Genomic DNA, 21688 nt, shown 5'->3' with positions numbered 1-21688 from the left:
GGGGTTCTCGCCACTCTACGAGAAACTCGGCGGGAATGGATCACAGGCAGCGATGTGCCTGGGGGAGATGCGGGTGGGGAACGGGTGACCTGGGAGGGTCCGGTGGTGGCCTCGCGGGGCCGGCACCGGTTCAGGGCGCGGCGACTGAGATTCGCACCTTGCGGTCGAGAACGTCCTCCAGCACGTCCGCCTTGCGGGATGCGCCCCAGACTTCGAGAGCCAGGTCGGCGCCGAGGCGCTTCGGGGTAACCCGAATGAAGAGCTGATCGTGCGTCAGTCGCGTCGTGACCTGATCGACCACCGCAGCGTGGCCGCGGTCGAGGCCGTCGGCAATGCGCAGGATGCCCGATAGACGCCTGACCACAGCCCGATCAGCCTCACTCAGACGCGCGAAATCAGGATGCTTCTTACTGGGACCCTTCTTCCGGTGATACCGGCTGATCAGTGCCACCAGCAGCCGGTCACGCGCGTTGAGCGAGAGGCGGTCGGCGTGAATGATCAACTGAAAGCTGTGCTTATGGTGCTGGCGGTAGCTGACGACCTGCCCGACATCGTGCAGCAGGCTGGCAGCCTCGAGCAAGGCGCGTTCCGACGTATCCGCACCGAGCGACTCCTGCAACCGATCGAAGAGCGTCAGAGCGAGAATGCGGACTTGTTCGACGTGCCGCCGGTCGCCCTGACAACGGTCGACGAACTCCCGCATAGCGCGAAGCGGGTCAACGGTCAACGCACGGTCGTCGCCGACCATGTCGAGCAGCAGGCCCTCCCGCAGGCCATAGGCGCTGATGGTCAGGCTCGGTGAGCCGGTCAGATCGAGCAGCTCGGCAGTGACGGCCAGTCCGGCGAGGATGATATCGGCGCGTTGCGGATTGAGGCCGGGAATGGCCGCCCGCTCGGCCGAGGTCTTGGTGGTGAGCCATTCGAGGATCTGCTCGATCTCGCCGGTGGCGACGGTCTCGCCGTGAACCGCGTCACCAATGTCGAAACCCCGCCGTGCCCGGATCATTCGACCCAGATTGGTAAAGGTGCCGCCCGATCCGATGACAGCCGCTGCATTCCAGTCCCGACCGGAGACGGCGCGCTTGAGCCGCTTGCGGACCCAGCGTCGCAGGTCGCTGACGGCCCGCGCCGTCGGTCGGTCGCTGTCGAGCCAGGCTTCGGTCAGGCGAACGGCACCCAGGGGGAGGGAATCGGTCATCTCGACCAGGCCGTTGACCACGCCGATCAGCTCGAGACTTCCTCCGCCGATGTCGGCGATCAGGGTCCGGGTGCCGGAGAGTGAGAAGTGATGCGCCACTGACCGATAGGACAGCGTGGCTTCGGCGTCACCGTCGATGACTTCGAGCGCCAGGCCGGTTTCGCGCCGGACGCGTTTGACGAAGAGACGGCCGTTCTCGGCCTCGCGCACGGCCGATGTCGCAACGGCTCGGATCCGCGTCACCCCACGCCGATCCGCGACTTCCCGCATCCGCTTCAGCGCGGCAACCGCGGCGTCCATGGCATGCTCGTCGAGGGCACCGGTGCTCGCGATGCCAGCCGCGAGTCGCGGCTGCTCCTTGACCTCGTCCAGAATCCGCAGGCCGCGATTCCGATCGTACTCGGCAATCGACAGGCGGATCGAGTTCGATCCGACGTCGATCGCGGCGATTCGCTCGGGCTTGGTGTCGCCGGTGGAGGCCCGGCCTCGCGTCGATGCGCTGGAAATGACAGTCACGGGGGAAGGTTACCCGGTCGAGCGGGCACCTCGCCAGTGGGGCCACCGGCTCGGGGGTCGCGGATTGCCCACAGCCGCGTCACAACCGGCGGAGCGGGGAGTTCAGCTGTCGCCGCCGAACTCCTCCGCATGGTGCTTGATCGATTTTCCTTCGACCAGGAAGACCACTTCCTCACCGATGTTGGTTGCCAGGTCCGCAATGCGTTCCAGGTTGCGGGAGACGAGGAACAGACTCATGGCCGCGCCGATTGCGTGCGGATCTTCCATCATGTGCGTCAGCAGGATCCGGAACGTGGAGCGGTTCAGGGCATCGACCTTGTCGTCGCGCAGGCAGACCGCTCGTCCGGCTGCGGGGTCGCCACGCACGAAGGCATCGAGCGCGTCCGAGAGCATCTCACGCGCCAGGCGGGCCATTTCGATGATCTCCGGCTCCGGCGTGATCGGCCGGCTCTGGACCAGCCGCTCCGCCGTCTGCGCGATATTGACGGCGTGGTCGCCGACCCGCTCCAGATCGTTGGCAATCTTGATGGCCGCGACCAGCAGGCGAAGATCCCGCGCCATCGGCTGCTGCAGAGCGAGCAGGCTCAGGCAGAGCTCTTCGATTTCCATCTCCATGGCGTCGATGACCCGATCGCCCTGGATGACTCGCTTGGCTTTTTCGGCGTCGCGGTCCAGCAACGCTTCGACGGCGCCCTGTACGGCTGCTTCTGCTTCACCCGAGAGGGTCAGCAGTCGGACCTTGACCTGACTCAACTCGTCGTGGAAATGCCGATGAACGTCCGGACTCATCCGAACCTCCCCGTGATGTATGCCTCGGTCCGCGGCTCGCGTGGCGCGGTAAAGATATGACTCGTGGTATCATACTCGACCACCCTGCCTGCCTCGAGGAACGCGGTCCGGCTGGAAACCCGGGCGGCCTGCTGCAGGTTGTGGGTAACGATAACGATAGTGTAATCCTGCTGGAGTTCGAGCAGCAGCTCCTCGATCCGCTGCGTCGCAATCGGGTCGAGGGCCGAGCAGGGCTCATCCATCAATAGCACGTCCGGGCGATTGCCGAGCGCCCGCGCAATGCAGAGGCGCTGCTGCTGCCCCCCCGACAGGCCCAGCGCCGGTTGGTTGAGGCGGTCCTTGACCTCATCCCACAGGGCGGCCTGGCGCAGGCAATGTTCAACCAGGTCGGGCAACTCCGCTTTGCGCACCAGCGCATTCAGCTTGGGGCCGTATGCCACGTTGTCGAAGATCGACTTCGGAAACGGGTTGGGACGCTGAAAGACCATCCCGACTTTGCGGCGCAATGACACCAGGTCCACATTGCCGCCGACCACCTCGTCATCGCCAACTCGGATGGCGCCGCCGTAGCGGGCGCCCACGATCAGATCGTTCATCCGGTTGATCGATCGCAGAAAAGTCGACTTGCCGCATCCCGATGGGCCGATGATGGCCGTAACCGCGCGCGCGGGAATGGCGAGCGAGATACCGTGCAGCACCTGACGTTCACCATAGTGGAACGTGAAGTCGTCGGCCTGCACCGCCGGTGTGCCCATCGGTGCTTCCCGCGCCGTCATCCGAACCGTCCCGTGATGTACGCTTCGGTACGTTCCTGAGTCGGAGCCGTGAAGATCTGCTTGGTCGGTCCGGTTTCGATCAGTTGCCCCAGGTAGAAAAAGCTGGTGGTGTCCGAGACGCGGGCAGCCTGCTGCATGTTGTGGGTCACAATCACAATCGTAAAGTGCTCTTTCAGGGTGAAGAGCAGCTCTTCGATTCGCTGAGTGCCCTGCGGGTCGAGCGACGAGGTTGGCTCGTCGAGCAGGACCACGTCGGGAGCCGGGGCGACGGTCCGCGCAATGCAGAGCCGCTGCTGTTGCCCGCCGGACAACGCCACGGCGCTCGCGGTCAGCCGGTCCTTGACCTCGTCCCAGAGGCCGGCATAGCGGAGGGCCCGCTCGACAGTCGCGTCCTTTTCCTGACGCGACCGACGGGTGCCGACCTTGAGGCCGGCCGCGACATTCTCGTAGATCGACATGGTCGGGAACGGCGTCGGCTTCTGGAAGACCATGCCGATCCGGCGCCGAAGCTGGGTCAGACTGACCCGCCCGCCATAGATGTCGAGATCGTCCAGTCGAACCGTGCCGGTCACCCGACCTCCGCCGACTTCGTGCAGCCGGTTGAGGGTGCGGAGGAAGGTAGACTTGCCGCACCCGGACGGGCCGATCAGAGCGTGGACTTGGTTAGCGCGAAAGCCCAGGCTGACATCGCGCACCGCCGCGAAGTTGCCGTAGAACGCGGTCAGCGAATCGGTAGAGAGACGAACCGAACTATCGGACATCGAATCGCTGCCGGGTTGCGAGTCGTGCGAGCAGGCTCAGGACCAGCACCACGAGGATCAGCACCAGCGCCGTGGCCCAGGCAATCCGGTGCCACTCCTCGTACGGACCGGTGGCATAGGTGTAGACGGTCAGCGGCAGCGCGGCGGTCGGCTCGTTGAGGTTGGTGTTCATGAACTGACTGCCCAGCGCGGTGAAGAGGAGCGGCGCCGTTTCCCCAGCCACCCTGGCAATAGCGAGCAGGCTGCCCGTCACGATGCCCGGCAAGCAGGTCCGAATCACCACGGTCAAGCCGGTCCGCCAGTAGGGATATCCCAGCGCCAGCGCCGCTTCACGCAGCGCGTGGGGCACCAGCTTGATCATCTCTTCCGTGGTGCGCATCACCATCGGGATCATGATCATCGCGAGTGCCGCGCTCCCCGCAAAACCGGAGAAGTGCTTCTGCTTGGCCACGATCAGGGTCCAGATGAAGACGCCGACGACGATCGACGGCGTGCCGTTCATCACGTCGGCCACGAAGCGGCTCACCGTCGCCAACCGGCTTCGGGGATACTCGGCGCAGTACATCCCGGCTCCGACCCCGACGGGAAGACCAATCAGCGCGCCGGTGGCCACCATCATCAGCGTGCCGACGATGGCGTGCGCCACCCCGCCGCCCGCTTCGCCTGGGGGGGCCGGCAGGGAGGTGAAGAACGCCAGGTTGATGCTGCTGGCGCCCTTGGCGAACAGGGTGCCGAGGATCAGGATCAGCGGGGTGACGGCAATCACGACCGCGCCCATCATTGCGCCGACCATCAGGCGGCTCTTCCAACGGCGCCAGATCAGACGGTTCATGCGGAGTTGCCGCCTCCGCCGCGGGACACACGCCAGATCAAGAGCCGCGCTCCCGCATTGACGAGAACGGTGACCAGGAACAGCGTAAAGGCAACATAGGTCAGCGCCGAGAAGTGCAGATCGGTCGAAGCCTCACTGAACTCGTTCGCAATCACGGCCGCCATGGTGTAGCCCGGCGCAAAGAGCGAGGCGACGATCTCATGCCGGTTGCCGATCAGCATCGTGACCGCCATGGTTTCGCCAAGCGCCCGGCCAAGACCGAGAATCACGGCGCCAATGATGCCCGAGCGGGCGTACGGCACCACGGCGGTCCAGGCCGCTTCCCATCGGGTGGCACCCAGCCCGAGCGCCGCTTCGCGCTGGCTGGACGGCACTGCCATCAGGACTTCCCGCGACACCGACATGATGTAGGGCATCACCATGATGGCAAGGATGATTCCTGCCGCGAGCATCGAGTTGCCGTAGATCGGCCCCTGGAAGAAGGGCAGAAAGCCCAAGGTGTCGCGGAGAAACGGAAATACGGTGGCGCGGAGAAACGGAATCAGGACGAAGATGCCCCACAGGCCGTAGACCACGCTCGGAATCGCGGCCAGGAGCTCGATCACGAAGGAGACCGGCTGCCGGAGCCAGCTCGGACTGAACTCGGTCAGGTAGATCGCGACGCCCAGCGACAAGGGAACCGCAATGACCAGGGCAAGCGCAGCGGAAACCAGTGTGCCGACGATGAGCGGGAACGCCCCAAACTCTTCGGCGACCGGGTCCCAGGTCGTGCCGGTGATGAAGTCGAAACCGAAGCGGCTGATCGCCAGCTCGGCACCGATCCAGAGTTCATAGACCAGAAATGCCAGCAGGGTCGGGATGGCAATCGCGGCGGCCGTCAGGACGCCGCGATAGACCATATCTCCGATGTTGCGTCCCTCGAGGGGCACTCCGGCCACTGCCGGAGTGCCGTCGGAGCCGCTGGTCACGCGATGGCCTTGCCGCCGGCCTTGAGCGTCTTGAGCCGCTCCCGAACCAGGCCGGCGACCTCGGCCGGCAGCGGTGCGTAGCCGAGGGCCTTGGCCATACCCTGGGCCTCAGGCGTCAGCATCCAGACCGCGAAGTCGCGAATCAGCTTGGCCTTGGCCGGATTGGCGTTGTCGACATACACCAGGAGCCAGGTAAACGAGGCGATCGGATAGGCGTTTGCCCCCTTCGCATCGGTAATCGAGACCCGGAAATCGGTGTTCTTGGCCAGCGAGGCGCCGGCGGCAGCGGCCGTGACCGACTCCAGCGTGGCGTCGACGAACTCCCCGGCGCTGTTCTTGACGATGGCGTGGGGCAGCTTGTTGGCAATGGCATAGACGAGCTCGACGTAGCCGATCGCACCAGGCAACTGCTTGACCTGCTGCGTCACGCCTTCGTTGCCACGCCCGCCCAGGCCCTTGGGCCAGTTGACCGCCGTCGAGGTTCCGACCCGAGAGCGCCAGTCCGGCGACACCTTGGCCAGATAGTCCGTAAATACGTAGGTAGTGCCCGAGCCATCAGACCGGTGCACCACGATCAGGTCCTGATTGGGCAGCTTGATTCCCGGGTTGAGCGCCACGAGCCGGGCATCGTTCCATTTGGTAATCTTGCCGAGAAAGATGTCGGCGATCGTCGCGGCGTCGAGCTTGAGAGGCGTCGTACCAAGACCCGGCACGTTGTAGGTGAGTACGACCGCGCCGAGTACGGTCGGCAGGTGCGCGACGTTGCCCTTGGCCGCAGCGATCTGCTCGTCGGTCATGGGGCCGTCGGTCGCCCCGAAATCGATGGTTCCTTGAGTGAACTGGCGTACGCCGCCGCCCGAGCCAATCGACTGATAGTTGATCTTGACACCGGTCTTCTGAGCGTAGGCTTGAAACCAGCGGGTATAGACGGGATTGGGAAAGGTGGCACCTGCCCCGTTCAAGTTGGCTTGACACTGGGCTGCACCCACTGAGCCGAATGTGACAAAGCCGATCAGTGCCGCCGTGCGATCGATCCTCACCGTATGCTCCTTGCTCGAGGTCAGTCAAACCGCGCTTGAACTAACCAGCCGTTCGTCACAATCAGATCACAAACACGTCAACAGGGGGTATCTGGCGGGAGGTTTGCTAAGGCGTCAGTGGTAACGTTTCAAAATTAACCGTCATGGCGCCACGGAGACCTGAAATCGTCGGCGCTCCGGGCGCCTCGGGGTTCTGCCGCTCGAACATCAGTCGGACCTGGGCTCGAGCCGTGAGGTACAGGTTAACTCCAGCTGACAGGAGCATCGAGCCGTTTCGAGGAGCGTTGGCATTCGGGTCGGCCCAGTCGAACCGAACGACAGGTTCGACCGCGTAAACGGTCCGGCCTGGAGCGAGGCGAACGTGGTACGCCGTGACCGCCGAAAGCCCGCGAATCGGGTTCCGGTCGGCCGAGTCGTCCTCGCCTGACAGATAATCGACCACAGCAAAGAGACCCCGGTCACCGGGTTTACCCCACTGAGCGTCGAGACCGATGGCCCGGTTGCGGAAGCCGCTGTCGGTGATTCCGGGCTGCACCGTGACGACGCCCTCGTGGGAATACCAGGCGAAGCCTACGCCGAGCTTCGGAGTGAGGTCAGCGGTCGTCCGGATGCCGAAGGACTTCGCGTCGTTGACGTCACTCAGGCTTTCGCCCTCGCCGTTGTAGATCCCGGCCTTGACCGCCATGGTCCGTCCCGCGCCGAGCGGGTGGACCAGTCGGAGCGATGCGCCAAGATCGGTCTGGATGAAGCCGCCAGCCTCGAAGAGGTTGTAGGCTGCTGACTGCGCCAGGCCTCGCCCCGCATTTCGCTCGATCGACGGAAGATTGTTCGACGACAGCAACTCGTAGCGACCAAAGGGAACCTTCTCGGCGCCAGTTCGGAGGAAGAGACCGGTCTTGGACTCGGGCTGGGTCAGCCGCAGGTCGACGAAGGCATCCCTGAGTCGTACGCCGCCCGGTCGACCACCTTCGAACGAGGGCTGAATGACGAGGCTGAGGCGGTCCGAGATGTTGGCGTCGACCTGGATTCGGGCCCGTCGGATGAAGAAGTTGCTGGAGGCTCCCGGGTTCTCGCTGGAGAAGGCGTAGCCCTGAGTTTGCAGCCGTCCATTCAGTACGATCGCTGGATACCGCTGCGCTGACAGTCCGCCAGCCGCCCCCGCCGCCAGCAACGCGCCGAGCCAGATCCGCATCGATGTGAGTCCTGGAAATCTTCGCTGTGGTTGTAGATGTAACGAAACCAGGCGAAGAATGTGACGCGGCGGTCACTGCCGTGTCAATTAATCGTCACGTTCAGGTAACGTGGGGCTGGGCGGCCCCAGTTTCGTGAGGAGATCGGGAGGGCCACCAGATATGAACCGTTGTACCGCGTCCCAGCGCGCTTTCGGCCCAGATCCGGCCGCCCTGGTTCTCGACCAGGTGTTTGACGATGGCAAGTCCGAGACCCGTGCCGCCCTGAGCTCGGGCCCGGCTCGCGTCGACCCGATAGAAGCGTTCGAAGATGCGCGGCACATGGTCTGATGCGATACCGCTTCCTGTATCTGCGACGGAGATCCGGATGCCGGCACCGTCGCGCGCGGCTCGGACGGTGACCGAGCCGCCTGTCGGCGTGTAGCGGATGGCGTTTTCGAGCAGGTTTCGGAAGATCTGCCGGACCGCGTCGGGGTCGCCGGGGACGAACTGACAGTCGTCCGCGAGGTCGACCGAGAACGACGGCCGGTTGCTCGATGCCGAGGCGGCCACGGCCCAGGCGTCGGCGGCGGTCGGCTCGATCGCGACCTGCTCGTTGGCCGGGGTCCAGGCCCCGGACTCGATCCGGGACAGATCGAGCTGGTCGTCGACCAGTCGCTGCATCCGACGGGCATTGGAGAGAATGGTGTCGAGGAACCGCCGGGCGGTTTCCGGATCCGTATCGTCGGCCAGCAAGGTTTCCGCGTAGCCGGAAATCGCCGTCAGCGGCGTCTTGAGTTCGTGGGAAACGTTGGCGACGAAATCCCGGCGAACCGTTTCCAGGCGCTTGAGGTGCGTCAGATCGTGCAGCACCACCACCGCACCCCCGGTGGGGAGCGGCCGGGCGTTCATGAGATAGGTGCGCTCTCCCCAGGTGATTTCGCGATCGGCGATGGCGGTGCCTTCGAGAACCCGGTCGATCAGGTCGCGCGCATCCTTGGTTCGGAAGATGAGGGGCAGGTCGGGCATCGGCTCGGTGTCGCGAAACCCAAGCAGGCGCCGAGCCGCAGGGTTGGCCGTGATGATTCGGCCCTTGGCGTCCGACGAGAGCACCCCCTCGACCATCGAGTCGACGATGGCGGCTGTTTCGGATTGCTTGCGGCGGAGGTTCTCGAAGCGCCCTGCCAGCTGATCGTGCATGGCGTGCAGATCAGCCGTGAGACGGTCGATGTCGGGGATGCCCGCATAGGGGAACTCCGGGGACTCGCCCGATGCGATCCTGCGCGCAGCTGTTGCGATTTCGGTCAAAGGGCGCACGACGCGCCGGGCCGCCAGGTAGGCCAGGGGAAGACCCAGCAGCAGCGCGATCAGGCCGGCAATCAGGATCGGGCGCTGCGCCGTGCGAACCGACCGGTCGACCCCCTCCAGGCTCATCGCGACTCGGATCGCGCCCGGACCGCCGGGAACGGCGACATACATGGACGGCACGCCCATCGAAGCACTGGGCCGTCGATCCTCGCTGGGCTGGCCCCCCAGGGCGGCCACGATCTCCGGGCGGTTGAGATGGTTCTCGATCCTGGCGAGGTCGGCCGCAGTGGCCTCGGACTCTGCCCGGACCCGACCGGTCCCATCGACCACCGTGATACGAATACCGGTTCGACTCGCGACCGCCTCCGCGGTGCGTTGCCAGGCCAGCGAATCTCTCGGGAGAGCCATCGCGACCAGCGCGGCCTTGCGCTCGAGGCTCGCGCGGGTGTCGCGCTCCAGGTCGCGTCGAACCGAGTAGCCGACGGCCCCGAGCACCCCGACCACCGTGGCGACCAGAACGATGAAGGTGCCGGTCGCCACCCGCCCGGCGTAGGTCACCGGGCGCGGGCCTTCTCCGGTGCGGTGAACCGGTAGCCGAAGCCGCGTACGGTTTCGATCAGGTCGCCGGCGGAGCCCAGCTTGGTGCGGAGGCGCTGCACGTGCATGTCGACCGTGCGGGTCTGGATGTCGGGCTGCGCGTCCCAGACCGTTTCCAAGAGCTGCGGTCGGGTCTGGACCCGACCACGCCGCTCGAGCAGGGTAACCAGCAGCTTGTACTCGGTGGCCGTGAGCTGCAGGTCCTCGCCATCCACGGTGACGCGGTGAGCCGACCGGTCGATCGTGAGCGGCCCGGCCGAAACCTGTGAGCCACCCGCAACCGCTGGGGCGGCGAGTCGCCGAATGATGGCCGCCACGCGGAGGGTGAGCTCGTTGGGAGAGAAGGGCTTGGTCAGGTAGTCGTCCGCACCGAGCGAGAGTCCTCGGATCCGATCGGCCTCTTCGCGCCGGGCTGTCAGGAGGATCACGCCGACGTCCCGGGTTTCCTCCTGTTTGCGGAGGGCCTGCAGCACATCCAAACCCGACAAACCGGGGAGCATCAGATCGAGTACAATGACATCCGGGCGCTGCTCGGCCGCGGCGCGCAGTGCGTCGGTGCCGTTTGCCGCGGTCGACACCCGGTAGCCGGCTTTCGCCAGGTGATAGGCGACCAGGGCAGTGATATCCGGTTCGTCGTCGACGACAAGGATGCGATGGCTCATCGCTTCGGTAGCTTCTTTCCTCGGCTGCGGCTCCGTTCCAGAGCCAGGTCTCGTTCGCGACGGAAATCACTCTCGGTCGCGACGGTATCAAGAATGGTTCTCATCAAGCGGCCCAGCACACCGGTGTCTCGGCTCAGACGGTAGAGGACGAACGGCGCGACGGACGTATCCTGAACCAGCTCGGCGCGCTTGAGCACGGTCAGGTGGCGTGAGACCGTCGGTTGCGGCAGGTCGAGGACGTCCTGCAGATCGGAGACGAATAGCGGGGCCGCCGCCAGGCAGTTGAGGATTCGGAGCCGAGTCGGTTCCGCGACGGTGGCCAGAAGATCGACCGAAGAAGGCTGAGCGGTCATATGCGTCGCAACGAATATGGAAGCCGGCCGGCCGCCCTACAAGGCACGTGACAGGACTGTGACGCTGCCTCGCCAGGGCCGGCGGTCGCGTCTATGTTTTGTGGCCATGCTGACCCTGTTTCTCGCCGCATCACTGCTGGCCGCGCCTGTCGACTCTGTGGTGCTCAGAGTCCTGTCGATCAACGACTTCCACGGTGCGCTCGGGTCTCGCGTCCTCCCCTGGTCCAACGGGCGTCCGATCGGCGGCCTCGCGGCGCTCAAGGGCATGATGGACAGCCTCGAGGCTGATTGCGGGTGCCCGACACTCCGGTTCGATGCCGGCGACCAGCTGCAGGGCAGTCTCGGCTCCAATCTGATGTATGGGCGCTCGGTGGTCGAGGCCATGAACCTGCTCGGACTCGATGCGGCGGCCATCGGCAATCATGAACTCGATTGGGGCGCCGACACCCTGGCGGCGCGGGTGGCGGAGGCCCGCTATGCCTGGCTGGCAGCCAACGTCTTCGATTCGACGACCGGCTCCCGGCCTGCCTGGGCCAGGCCGTATGCGATCATCGACAAGGGGCCCTATCGCATCGGTGTGGTCGGGTACCTGACGACCGCGACCAAGTCGATCGTGATAGAGCGGCACGTCCGTGGCTTGGAGTTCCGCGAGGCGCCGGACGCCATTGCCGATGCGCTTGCTGCCGTCAAAGCTGCGCAGCCGGACTTCACCGTTCTGGTTGCGCATGAAGGCGCGTTTTGCGATTCGCTGGCCTGCAAAGGCGAGATCGTCTCGCTTGCCAGGCAGTACGATTCGACGGCGTTCGATCTGATCGTGGCGGGCCATACCCACACGCTGATCAGCACGATCCAGCGCGGCGTCCCGATCGTCTCGGCGCGGGCCAACGGCACCGCCGTCGGCGTCGTCGATCTGGTGCAGGCGGCTGATGGCGGTCGACGCTGGACCGTCCGGGTCGAGACCGTCTACGCCGATGCGGTGCGGCCTGATTCGGCCGCGGGCGAACTGGTGGCCCGCTACGACGCCCAGACCGGCCCGATGGCTCGCCGAGTGGTGGCCAACCTGGCGTCGGCCCTCACCACGGCGCGTGGAGTCGAGTACACCCTGGGCAATCTGATCGCAGATGCGCAGCGGGAGGCGGTCGGCGCCGACTTTGCCCTGATGAACAACGGCGGGATCCGTCGCTCGCTCCTGGCCGGCCCGGTCACCTACAGCGACCTTTTCGAGCTGCAGCCGTTCGGTAACCAGATGCTGCGGGTCCGCGTGAACGGGGCGGTAGTGCGCCGGATGGTCGAGCACGCCCTGGCCGATGGCCGGCCGGATGCGCATCTCTCAGGCATGCGGGTCCGTTACGACCCTGCTCGACCGCAGGGGCAGCGGGTCGTCGAGATGCGGACGGTTGGCGGGAGGCTGGTTCGCAATGATCGAACCTACACGCTGGCTGTCTCGGATTTTCTCTTCGGGGGCGGCAGTGGCTATACCATGTTCGCGGGCCTCGATTACCAGGTGGTCGACACCGGGGCGCTCGAAGCCCTGGTCGCCTGGTTCGAGCGGCAGCCCGGTCCGGTTCGCGGCCCGAGCGACAAACGATGGATTCTGGTGAAGCGGTGACAATACCTGTCTTTGTGAATAGCGGAAGTTTGTTCGTCGCACCGGGTACGACGGCCGGAGCAGCAGCTGCGCAGGCGGATCCGCGCTATGCCGAGGCGGCCGAGGCCGGCCGAGCCTATCTGACCGATGGCCGGGGCATCCGACGTGATCCGTCCGAGATCCTCGCGGCCGGTGACATCCTTCGCGTCATCGTGAGCGCCACACGTGACCTGCCGGAGGCGACGTCGGACGCATGATCACGCGGGAGCTGATCGCCCGGCTGCCGAAGGCGGAGCTTCACGTGCACCTGGACGGCTCGCTTCGAGCCGAAACGATGATTGCCCTTGCTGCCGATCAGGGGCTGACGCTTCCAACGACGGACCCGGACGCGCTCCGCCGGTACATGGTCGTTGACGACGCGACCAACCTGGCCGACTTTCTCCATCGTTTCGATCTGACGGTTCCGCTGCTGCAGACGCCCGAGGCGGTCGAGCGGGTGGCCTACGAGATGGTCGAGGACGCCGCGCGTGACAACCTGCGCTACCTGGAAGTCAGGTACTGCCCGCACCTGAGCACCAAAGGCGGGCTGACGATGGATCAGGTGGTCGAGGCCGAGTGGCGCGGCCTGAGCCGCGGGCAGGCTGAGTTCGGTGTTGTCGTCGGCATCATCAACTGCTCGCTCAGACACTATGCGCCGGAACTGTCGGTGGTAGTTGCCGAGCATTCGGTCCGGATGCGGGCGCACGGCGTCGTTGGGTTCGATCTGGCCGGCGACGAAGCGGGTCGGATGCCCGGGGTACACTCCCGGGCATTCGACGTGGCCAAGGCGGGCGGTCTGGCAATAACCGTTCACGCCGGCGAGGCGGCGGGGCCGCCGTCGATTGCCGAGGCCATCGATCGTTGTCATGCTCAGCGGCTGGGGCATGGGACTCGGCTGTACCAGGATCCGGAGCTCGAGTGTCGGGTTGCATCGGCCGGAATTCCGATCGAGATCAACCTCACGAGCAACCTGCAGACCCGGGTCGTCCGAAGCGCGGCAGAGCACCCGGTCCGCCGCTATCTGGACCTTGGCATCCCGGCGACACTCTGTACCGACAGCTGGCTGATGTGCGGCGTCAGCCTGACGGACGAGTACTGGCTGGCGCACCAGGCTCTCGGCTTCAATCGTGACGAGATCGACCGCTTGATCCTGAACGGCTTCGAGGCCGCCTTCCTTCCACCTCAGAGTAAGCGCGCCCTGGTCGAGCGAGTGCGTGCGGAGCTTGCGGATATCGCATGACGGACCTCCAGCCGGGATCGGCCAACGCGGTGCGCGCAGCGGTAGCACACATCGAGCGACAGTTGGGAGGACGTGCTCCCGAGGTTGCGATCGTCCTGGGGTCGGGGCTTGGCGCCCTCACCGATCGGATTGCCGAGCCGATCCGGATCGGGTACGGAGAAATTCCCGGCTTTCACCTCCCGACCGTGGCGGGTCATCGTGGTGAGCTGGTCGTCGGTCGGCTGGGCGGCAAGGTCGTGATCGGCCAGAGCGGTCGCTTTCATATGTACGAGGGGTATTCCGCGGCAGAGGCTGTCCTGCCGGTTCGCGTCTTTGCTGCGCTTGGTGTTCGTACCCTGATCGTGACGAACGCCACGGGCGGTATCAACCGTGCCTTCGCGGCAGGAACGGTGATGCTGATCTCGGACCACATCAATCTGACCGGTCGGAATCCGCTGATCGGGCCGGTCCGAAGCGGCGAGAGTCGGTTTCCGGACATGACGGTGGCCTACGACGCAGAGCTGCGCAGCCTCGCCGAGCGGGTTGCCGGGCGGCTCGGCGTTGCGGTGGCTCAGGGCATCTATGTCGGGCTGCTCGGCCCCAACTACGAGACGCCTGCGGAAATCCGCATGCTGGAGCGTCTGGGGGGCGATGCGGTGGGCATGTCTACGGTGGCTGAGGTGATTGCGGCCCGCAGTCTGGGGATTCGCTGCCTCGGTATTTCGTCCGTCACCAACCCTGCGGCGGGTGTCACGGCTGCGCTTTTGTCACATACGGATGTCATGGATATGGCCGGGCAAACCGGCGACGCCATCGGTCGGCTGATCGAGGGTGTGATTGCTGCGCTGTAACAACTTCGGAGACAGGGAATGACGGCGGAATCGACTGGCCTGGCGGCCAAGCATCAGCGTGCGCTCTGGACCCCGTTCATGCAGATGCAGACGGTGCTCGATCAGGGGCCGCTCATCTTCGATCGCGGTGAGGGCGTCTACCTCTACGACGTGGGTGGGCGCCGGTATCTCGATGCACACGCCAGCCTCTGGCTCATGAACGTCGGTTTCGGGCGCAACGAGATTGCCGACGCCGCGTACCGCCAGATGCAGAAGTTCGCCTTCTTCAGCCTTTTCCAGGGGTTCTCGAACGAGCCCGCCATCGAACTGGCCGATCGCCTGGTTCGGCTGGCGGGGCCGGAGGGAATGGGCAAGGTCTTCTATTCCGACAGCGGATCAGAGGCGGTCGAAACCGCCATCAAGATCGCGCGGCAGTACTGGAAGAATCGCGGCAAGGGTGGCAAGTACAAGTTCATCGCACGTCGGAATGCCTACCACGGCGTCACCATGGGTGCGCTGTCCGCCACCGGTGTGTCGGCCAATCGGCGTGCCTTCGAGCCGTTGCTGCCGGGGTTCAGTCACATTGCGGACCCCAACTGCTATCGCAACGATTTCGGTGCGGACCTGACCGAGGAGGAGGTGTCGGTCGCTGCGGCGGACGCTCTCCGAAAGCAGATCGAGTTCGAAGGCCCGGACACTGTGGCCGCGTTCATGGCTGAGCCGGTTCAGGGCGCGGGCGGCGTGGTGGTCCCGCCGGCCAGTTATCTCGCCAAGTGCCGAGCCATTTGCACCGAGTATGACGTGCTGTTGATCGCCGATGAGGTAATCACCGGATTCGGGCGCACCGGAACCTGGTTCGGGTCCCGCACCTACGGAGTGCAGCCTGATCTGATGTGCTTTGCCAAGGGCATCACCAGCGGCTACATCCCGATGGGGGCAACGCTCTGCCGCGATGAGGTCTACGAGGCCTTCCTGGGTACGCCCGGCGACGGCAAAGAACTGCGCCATGGCAACACCTACACCGGGCATGCCACGGCCGCCGCCGCTGCTCTTGCGAACCTGGCCATCGTCGAACGGGAGCAGTTGCCCGAGAACGCGGCGGTCGTCGGTCGCCATCTGTTGAACGGCCTCGAGCGACTCCGGTCGCACGAGATGGTCGGCGACGTGCGCGGTATCGGTCTGCTCGCGCGGGTCGAACTGGTCAAGTCGCGCGCGTCGAAGGAACCGTTCAAACCTGCCGGTTCCGTCGGCGGCAAGGTGCAGCGGCGGGCGCAGGAACTCGGCGTGATCCTCCGGAACATCAACGATGTCCTGACCTTCTCACCGCCGCTGATCCTGACTGCGGAGCAAGCCGATGAGATCGTCGAGGTGGTCGACCAAGCCATCGGTGATGTCGCCCGCACGCTCTGAGCCATTCGAGGTTGCCGTCATTCCCGGCGACGGCATCGGAGCTGAGGTCGTCGCCTCCGCGGTCGAGGTCGTCGATGCGGCGTTAGGCGCCGGTCGCTGCCGCTGGCGCCGGCTGCCCTGGGGTTCCGACTACTGGCTGGCCCACGGCGTCATGATGCCGGCGGATGGCCTCGCCGAGTTGGCCGCCGCCGACGCGATCCTGCTCGGTGCGGTGGGCGACCCCCGGGTTCCGGATCACGTCACGCTGCATGGCTTGCTGCTTCCGATTCGCCGCCGCTTCGACCAGTTTCTCTGCGTTCGTCCCGTGGTGCTGCATCCGGGAGTCGAGTCGCCGCTCCGCAGGCTCGGCCCCGGTTCGGTCGACTTGGTCGTTTATCGGGAAAACACCGAAGGCGAGTACGCCGATGTCGGCGGACGAGTGCATCGAGGCACCGACGCCGAGGTCGCGGTGCAGGGTAACGTCTTTACCCGGCGGGGTACCGCCCGCATCATCCGGGCGGCGTTCGTGGCGGCGCGGGGTCGGCGTGGCAAGCTGACCTCGATCACCAAGTCGAACGCGCAGGCCCACGGCATGGTGCTGTGGGACGAGGTGTTCCGCGAGACGGCAGCGCAGTACCCGGATGTGACAACCGAGTCACTGCTGGTCGACGCCGCCGCGATGGATCTGGTTCGTCGCCCCGATCAGTTCGATGTCATCGTGGCGAGTAATCTGTTCGGCGATATCCTTTCGGACCTGGCGGCTGCGGTCGTCGGCGGACTGGGCCTGGCGCCCAGCGCCAATCTCGACCCCAGCCGCACCGGACCGAGCATGTTCGAGCCGGTGCATGGTTCGGCTCCGGACATTGCGGGGCTGGGCGTCGCAAATCCGATCGCGACGGTCCTGGCAGCTGCCATGATGCTCGACCACCTCGAGCAGCTCGCCGCCGCGCGCGTCATCCGCCAGGCAGTCGATCGGGTGCTCGAGACGGGCAAGGTCCGTACTCCAGATCTTGGCGGCACCGCGAGCACTGCCGAGGTCACTCGTGCCCTGATTGCCGCGTTTCATTGAGGGCAGTTCCCCTTCCACATTCCCGAGGTAGTGAGCCGATGGCCGACCCGAAGAACGTGCTGTTGCTGCTGCTCATCCTGGTTACCATCGGATTCGTCGCGTACTGGATCACCGCAGTCAAGCGGACCCATGGCAAAGTCACACTCCCGGCTGCGAAGCAAGTATTGATCGGCATGGTGACGGCGTTCTTCGATACCCTCGGTATCGGGTCCTTTGCCCCAACCACCGCATGGTTCAAGTTCTCCCGGTCGGTGCCGGACGAAAAGATTCCGGGCACCCTCAACGTCGGCCACAGCATGGCGGCCATCACGCAGGCGCTGATCTACATCCAGATCGTCGAGGTCGAGTTCGTCACGCTGCTGGTGCTGATCATCGCGGCTGTCCTGGGGTCGTGGGTTGGAGCCGGCTTCGTCGCGCAGTGGCCGAGACGCCGGATCCAGTGGGGTATGGGTACGGCGCTGCTCGCGGCCGCGCTGCTGTTCTTCATGCGCAACATGAACCTGGGCCCGGAAGGCGGTAACGAGCTGGCCTTGCGCGGTACGCTGCTCGGTATCGGGATCGCCGGCAACTTCTTGCTTGGTGCGCTCATGACGCTCGGCATTGGCCTGTTTGCACCCTGCCTGATCATGATCAGCCTGCTCGGGATGAACCCGATCGCGGCCTTTCCGATCATGATGGGCTCGTGCGCCTTCCTGATGCCGATTGCCGGGATGCGCTTCATCCGGGCGGGTCGGTATGACCTTCGGGCCGCCTTGGGTCTCACCATCGGCGGTCTCCCGGCCGTCTTGCTGGCGGCGTTCATCGTCAAATCGCTGCCGCTGGTTGCCCTCAGGTGGCTCGTGATGGTCGTCGTGCTCTACGCAGCGGTGACGATGTTGCGGGCGGCGATGCGCAAGGAACCCGAGCCGGTGGCGGTGCCGCTGAAGTAGCAGCCGAACGGGTGGATCAGCGAGGCCGCCCGAGGGAACCGGGCACGGTCCAGTGGTCGACCGGGCCGTGCCCGCTGCCGAGGGACGGCGCTGCCGCGATGGCGCGTTGCAGGAAGTCCAGGGCGTCTTGCACGATCGCCACCAGCTCGGAAAACTCGGGTGCCGCCGGCGCCGCGCGACCGAAGCCCCAGCGAGCCAGACCAGCTGTCAGTGCCGCCGAGAGTGTGCAGCCCGTGCCGTGGGTCGAGGTCGTGGCCAGTTTCGGGTGCTCGAACTGAAAGATCCCTGCCTCGGCAACCAGGACGTCCACCAGCGTGTCGCCCGGCAGGTGACCCCCTTTGATCAGCACGGCCCCGGCTCCGTGGGCCAGCAGGACGCGCCCGGCGGCAATCATGGAGGCCGGGTCCGTCACCGGCTGGCCCGCGAGAATGGTCGCCTCGTCGAGATTGGGAGTCACCAGGAGCGCCCGCGGCACCAATCTCGCTAGGATCTCAGCCTCAGCGTCGCGGTCGAGCAGGCGATCGCCAGAGCTGGCGACCATGACGGGGTCGAGGACGTAGCGGCGCCATCCGAAGCGTTCGAGGGCCCCGGCCACTTGACGGACCAAGGGCGCCGTGGCGAGCATCCCCGTCTTGACCGCATCGGGCGGAAGGTCGTCGGCCAATGCGAGCAGCTGCGCGTCGACCATCTCGGCCGGCACCGGATGAACGGCGGTGACGCCCCGCGTGTTCTGCGCAGTGAGCGCGACGATAGCCGTCGTGCCGTAGACGCCGTACTGATGGAACGTCTTCAGGTCGGCCTGGATTCCGGCACCTCCGCCTGAATCCGACCCTGCAATCGTCAGCGCTATGGGAAGCATGGGACTCGCGCTCCAAACCATGATTCGGGATCTCCACCGGCGACGGGGGCGGGAACGTCGGCGTCTGGCGATTGCCGAAGGTGTCCGCCTCGTCGAAGAGGTGCTGGCGGCGCAGGTCCCGTGTCGCGCCATCGTGACCAGCCCCGCGCTGGAAAGTACCGAACGAGGGCGCGCCCTCAAACGGGCATTGCTAACGGCGCCCGTCGGTGTCACCGAAGTGACTGATGCAACGCTCGCCGACCTCGCGGCGACGGATCACCCGCAGGGCGTGCTCGCGGTGGTGACGCCTCCCGCCTGGACGCTCGAGCGGCTCGCGGTAGGTGCGCGGGCGGTGCTGGTCGTCCTCGACGGCCTCCAGGATCCCGGAAACGTCGGCACGATCACCCGGACCGCGCTCGCTTTCGGCGCCACCGCGGTGATCGCGTTGCCCGGCACCGCGGAATGGACCAATCCCAAGACACTCCGGGCCTCGATGGGGGCGGGCTTTCGACTTCCGATCGTGACGGTCGACGAGGATTCGGCCCGAGCGTGGCTGGCGGAGCATGAGGTGACGATTGCCGCCACCGCCACAGACGGCGTGTCGTTCGACCGGGTTACCCTGCCGGACCGGGTCGCCTTCATCCTCGGCAACGAAGGGGCCGGGCTTCGTTCGAGACTGGCACAGGAAGCCCGCCTTCGGCTTGCCATTCCCCTCGACCCGGGCGTCGAGTCGCTCAACGTCGCCGTCGCTGCGGGGATCTTTCTTTACGGAGCAACCCGTGACCGATAGCGGAATCGCGGCGCTGATTGCGGGCCTGTTCGGGGCCCTGGTCGGCAGCTTTCTCAACGTCTGTATCGTGCGCTGGCCCGCCGAGCAGTCGGTGGTCCGGCCTCGATCCCGCTGCCCGCGTTGCGGCAATCAGCTGGCCTGGTACGACAACGTGCCGGTCCTGGCCTGGCTCTGGTTGCGCGGTAAATGTCGCAGCTGTGCCGAGCCGATCGCGCCGCTCTATCCGCTCATCGAGCTGACCACCGCGCTGATCTGGGCCTGGATGGGTTGGCGACACGGACTCTCGCTCGATGCGCTGGAAGGCGCCATCTTCCTCACCATTCTGCTCGGCATCGCGACCACTGATGCGCGAGAATACATCATACCCGACGAGTTCACCTGGGGCGGTCTCGTTGTCGGGCTCGTCTTTGCAGCGACCGGTGGCGTTGGGGCGCTGTTGACGGCAGTGCTGGGGGCCGCAGTCGGGTTTGGCTTACTCTGGGCGGTCGGAATCGCCGGAACCTGGCTCTTCAGGCAGGAAGCCATGGGCGGCGGCGACATCAAGATGATGGCAATGGTCGGTGCGTTCCTCGGCTGGCAGGGCGTGTTGCTCACCATCTTCATGGGCGCACTGGTCGGGATTTTGATTTTTCTGCCGCCTGCGCTGATGGGCAAAAAGAAGCTGGTGCCCTTCGGCGTCTTTCTGGCGCTCGGGGCGGCGGTTACCTACCTGGTCGGTCCCGCGGTGATCGACTGGTACAAGGGTTTCATCGGAGTGGTCTGATGCGTCGATATCTCCTGTTGTGCCTGCTGGCGCTCCTGACCCTTGGCGGGTGCCGGGGCCGCGCCGCCGATGCCGCCCTCGATACGGATGCTCTTGCTGCCCTCGTCGACAGTCTGGTACCCCATGTCGAGAAGGCCGTCGGCTTCTCCTTCACGAGTCAACCCAAGTTCGCCATTCGCACCAAAGCCGAGGTTCAGACGTTTCTCCTGGCCAAACTGGACCAGGAAATGCCTGAATCGAGGACTGAGGGCATCGAGGCTGCTTACCGACTGCTCGAATTGATTCCTGACACACTCCGGATTCGCGATGCGCTGCTGCCGTTGTACGCAGAGCAGGTCGCCGGCTACTACGATCCGGATTCCACCACGCTGTATGCGGTCGAGGGAGCCAAATCCGATCAGCTGCGGCTCGTGCTGGCACACGAGCTCGTGCACGCGTTGCAACACGAGCAACTCCCTCTCGACCGCCTGCTCAAGCACTCGGCCAACTCAGATCGTCTCGCGGCAGTGCAGGCGGTGCTCGAAGGCCACGCCACGCTGGCCATGCTCGGCGTGATGCTCGCGGGTCAGGCCGATGCCGCCGGTGGCGTCGACGGGCTGCTCGCGAATCCCGGATTCTGGCAGCAGTACCGGGAGCAGGTCCGGGCCTCGCAGTCGAGCATGCCTGTCTTTCGCGCCGCGCCGCTGGTCCTTCGCGAAGGACTGATCTTTCCGTACCTTGGTGGCGCGGAGTTCATGCGTTGGTGGAGCGGCCAGCCGGGCAAGGGATCGCTGCCGACGCTCGAGCAACTGCCGCAGTCGACCGAGCAAGTGCTCCATCCGATCAAATACCTCAACCGTGATCAGCCCGTGACCGTAGCGTTCGCCGACTCCGCAGCAAGCCCGACTGCACCTGGCGGCGTGATGCACGAGGATACGATGGGCGAGCTCGAACTGCAGATCTGGGCGGCCGAGTTGCGGGGCGGGGGAGAAGTGCTCGACCATCTGCCGATGGGCTGGGGCGGAGACCGGTTCCGTGTCTATCGTTCGGCCGCCGGTCCGGCCCTGGTGCTCTACAGCGTCTGGGACGACTCGACCTCGGCCCGACGATTCGCCACCCTGACCGGCGATCGTTTTGCGGAGCGAGCTCGCTACGGATACCGAACCGAAGTGACCCGCCTGGAACTGGATGGCCGCCCCGGTGTCCGGATCGTGCGTGCGCCGACGGGCTGGAGCCGCTGGGACTCGATTCCGTCGGCGCGCGCCACGCTGCCCTGAGCGTGCCGG

At 65.6% G+C, this 21688-nt stretch carries 22 protein-coding genes; 10 read left to right on the top strand and 12 right to left on the bottom strand.

Translation table 11 applies throughout. The features are described from left to right. Window positions 1-130 precede the first annotated feature (130 nt). The 11 genes from KF785_08525 to KF785_08475 form a co-directional block, all read right to left on the bottom strand. The gene (locus KF785_08525; GenBank protein ID MBX3146804.1) at window positions 131-1714 is read right to left on the bottom strand and encodes a Ppx/GppA family phosphatase; all 1584 of its coding nucleotides are present in this window, start codon (window positions 1712-1714) and stop codon (window positions 131-133) included. Window positions 1715-1816: 102 nt separating this feature from the next. Beyond that, complete coding sequence (phoU, locus tag KF785_08520; GenBank protein MBX3146803.1) at window positions 1817-2503, bottom strand: phosphate signaling complex protein PhoU; 687 nt, start codon at window positions 2501-2503, stop codon at window positions 1817-1819. Then, window positions 2500-3279 (bottom strand): phosphate ABC transporter ATP-binding protein, encoded by a 780-nt coding sequence (pstB, locus tag KF785_08515; GenBank protein MBX3146802.1) that lies wholly within the window; start codon window positions 3277-3279, stop codon window positions 2500-2502. Before pstB (KF785_08515) ends, phoU begins: the two co-directional genes overlap by 4 nt. After that, window positions 3276-4040 carry a phosphate ABC transporter ATP-binding protein gene (gene pstB / locus KF785_08510; protein ID MBX3146801.1) on the bottom strand — a complete coding sequence of 255 codons (765 nt, stop codon included), beginning with the start codon at window positions 4038-4040 and terminating at the stop codon, window positions 3276-3278. The genes pstB (KF785_08515) and pstB (KF785_08510) overlap by 4 nt, the downstream gene beginning before the upstream one ends. After that, complete coding sequence (pstA, locus tag KF785_08505) at window positions 4030-4872, bottom strand: phosphate ABC transporter permease PstA (GenBank protein MBX3146800.1); 843 nt, start codon at window positions 4870-4872, stop codon at window positions 4030-4032. The genes pstB (KF785_08510) and pstA overlap by 11 nt, the downstream gene beginning before the upstream one ends. Beyond that, a complete protein-coding gene (gene pstC / locus KF785_08500) occupies window positions 4869-5771 on the bottom strand; it encodes a phosphate ABC transporter permease subunit PstC (protein MBX3146799.1) in 903 nt (300 codons plus the stop codon). The genes pstA and pstC overlap by 4 nt, the downstream gene beginning before the upstream one ends. Before the next feature lie 65 nt (window positions 5772-5836). After that, entirely contained in the window at window positions 5837-6880 is a 1044-nt protein-coding gene (pstS, locus tag KF785_08495; GenBank protein ID MBX3146798.1) for a phosphate ABC transporter substrate-binding protein PstS, read from the bottom strand. A 106-nt stretch (window positions 6881-6986) separates the two neighbouring features. After that, entirely contained in the window at window positions 6987-8072 is a 1086-nt protein-coding gene (locus KF785_08490) for a hypothetical protein (protein MBX3146797.1), read from the bottom strand. Between the two features lie 100 nt (window positions 8073-8172). Continuing rightward, window positions 8173-9915, bottom strand: a complete 1743-nt coding sequence (locus KF785_08485) for a PAS domain-containing protein (GenBank protein MBX3146796.1) — start codon at window positions 9913-9915, stop codon at window positions 8173-8175. After that, window positions 9912-10616, bottom strand: coding sequence for a response regulator (locus KF785_08480; protein ID MBX3146795.1), 705 nt, complete (start codon window positions 10614-10616; stop codon window positions 9912-9914). The genes KF785_08485 and KF785_08480 overlap by 4 nt, the downstream gene beginning before the upstream one ends. After that, the gene (locus tag KF785_08475) at window positions 10613-10969 is read right to left on the bottom strand and encodes a winged helix-turn-helix transcriptional regulator (protein MBX3146794.1); all 357 of its coding nucleotides are present in this window, start codon (window positions 10967-10969) and stop codon (window positions 10613-10615) included. Before KF785_08475 ends, KF785_08480 begins: the two co-directional genes overlap by 4 nt. Window positions 10970-11075: 106 nt before the next feature. On the opposite strand from KF785_08475, the gene KF785_08470 reads away from it, so the two are divergent. From KF785_08470 to KF785_08440, 7 genes are read left to right on the top strand one after another with little or no spacing between them, the layout of a single operon-like run. Beyond that, entirely contained in the window at window positions 11076-12578 is a 1503-nt protein-coding gene (locus KF785_08470; GenBank protein ID MBX3146793.1) for a bifunctional metallophosphatase/5'-nucleotidase, read from the top strand. A gap of 29 nt (window positions 12579-12607) precedes the next feature. Beyond that, the gene (locus tag KF785_08465; GenBank protein ID MBX3146792.1) at window positions 12608-12814 is read left to right on the top strand and encodes a hypothetical protein; all 207 of its coding nucleotides are present in this window, start codon (window positions 12608-12610) and stop codon (window positions 12812-12814) included. Beyond that, window positions 12811-13836, top strand: coding sequence for an adenosine deaminase (add, locus tag KF785_08460; protein MBX3146791.1), 1026 nt, complete (start codon window positions 12811-12813; stop codon window positions 13834-13836). Before KF785_08465 ends, add begins: the two co-directional genes overlap by 4 nt. Next, the gene (locus tag KF785_08455; GenBank protein ID MBX3146790.1) at window positions 13833-14666 is read left to right on the top strand and encodes a purine-nucleoside phosphorylase; all 834 of its coding nucleotides are present in this window, start codon (window positions 13833-13835) and stop codon (window positions 14664-14666) included. Before add ends, KF785_08455 begins: the two co-directional genes overlap by 4 nt. Window positions 14667-14684: 18 nt before the next feature. Beyond that, complete coding sequence (locus KF785_08450; GenBank protein MBX3146789.1) at window positions 14685-16055, top strand: aspartate aminotransferase family protein; 1371 nt, start codon at window positions 14685-14687, stop codon at window positions 16053-16055. After that, on the top strand, window positions 16036-17103 hold the full coding sequence (locus KF785_08445; GenBank protein ID MBX3146788.1) for a tartrate dehydrogenase: 1068 nt from the start codon (window positions 16036-16038) through the stop codon (window positions 17101-17103). The genes KF785_08450 and KF785_08445 overlap by 20 nt, the downstream gene beginning before the upstream one ends. 38 nt (window positions 17104-17141) lie before the next feature. Further along, window positions 17142-18032: a sulfite exporter TauE/SafE family protein gene (locus KF785_08440; protein MBX3146787.1), complete on the top strand. Its 891-nt coding sequence runs from the start codon at window positions 17142-17144 to the stop codon at window positions 18030-18032. Window positions 18033-18048: 16 nt separating this feature from the next. Here KF785_08440 and thiD read toward each other — a convergent pair whose 3' ends face one another. Continuing rightward, a complete protein-coding gene (thiD, locus tag KF785_08435; GenBank protein ID MBX3146786.1) occupies window positions 18049-18891 on the bottom strand; it encodes a bifunctional hydroxymethylpyrimidine kinase/phosphomethylpyrimidine kinase in 843 nt (280 codons plus the stop codon). On the opposite strand from thiD, the gene KF785_08430 reads away from it, so the two are divergent. The 3 genes from KF785_08430 to KF785_08420 are packed head-to-tail and all read left to right on the top strand — an operon-like array spanning window position 18890 to window position 21679. Next, window positions 18890-19660, top strand: a complete 771-nt coding sequence (locus KF785_08430; protein MBX3146785.1) for an RNA methyltransferase — start codon at window positions 18890-18892, stop codon at window positions 19658-19660. The genes thiD and KF785_08430 overlap by 2 nt on opposite strands. Then, window positions 19650-20423, top strand: a complete 774-nt coding sequence (locus tag KF785_08425; protein ID MBX3146784.1) for a prepilin peptidase — start codon at window positions 19650-19652, stop codon at window positions 20421-20423. The genes KF785_08430 and KF785_08425 overlap by 11 nt, the downstream gene beginning before the upstream one ends. Continuing rightward, window positions 20423-21679: a hypothetical protein gene (locus KF785_08420; GenBank protein MBX3146783.1), complete on the top strand. Its 1257-nt coding sequence runs from the start codon at window positions 20423-20425 to the stop codon at window positions 21677-21679. The genes KF785_08425 and KF785_08420 overlap by 1 nt, the downstream gene beginning before the upstream one ends. Window positions 21680-21688: the final 9 nt, after the last annotated feature.

The sequence above is a fragment of the Gemmatimonadales bacterium genome, from assembly GCA_019637315.1.
Lineage (GTDB): Bacteria > Gemmatimonadota > Gemmatimonadetes > Gemmatimonadales > GWC2-71-9 > SHZU01.
This window is presented reverse-complemented; position numbering and strand designations above follow the sequence as displayed.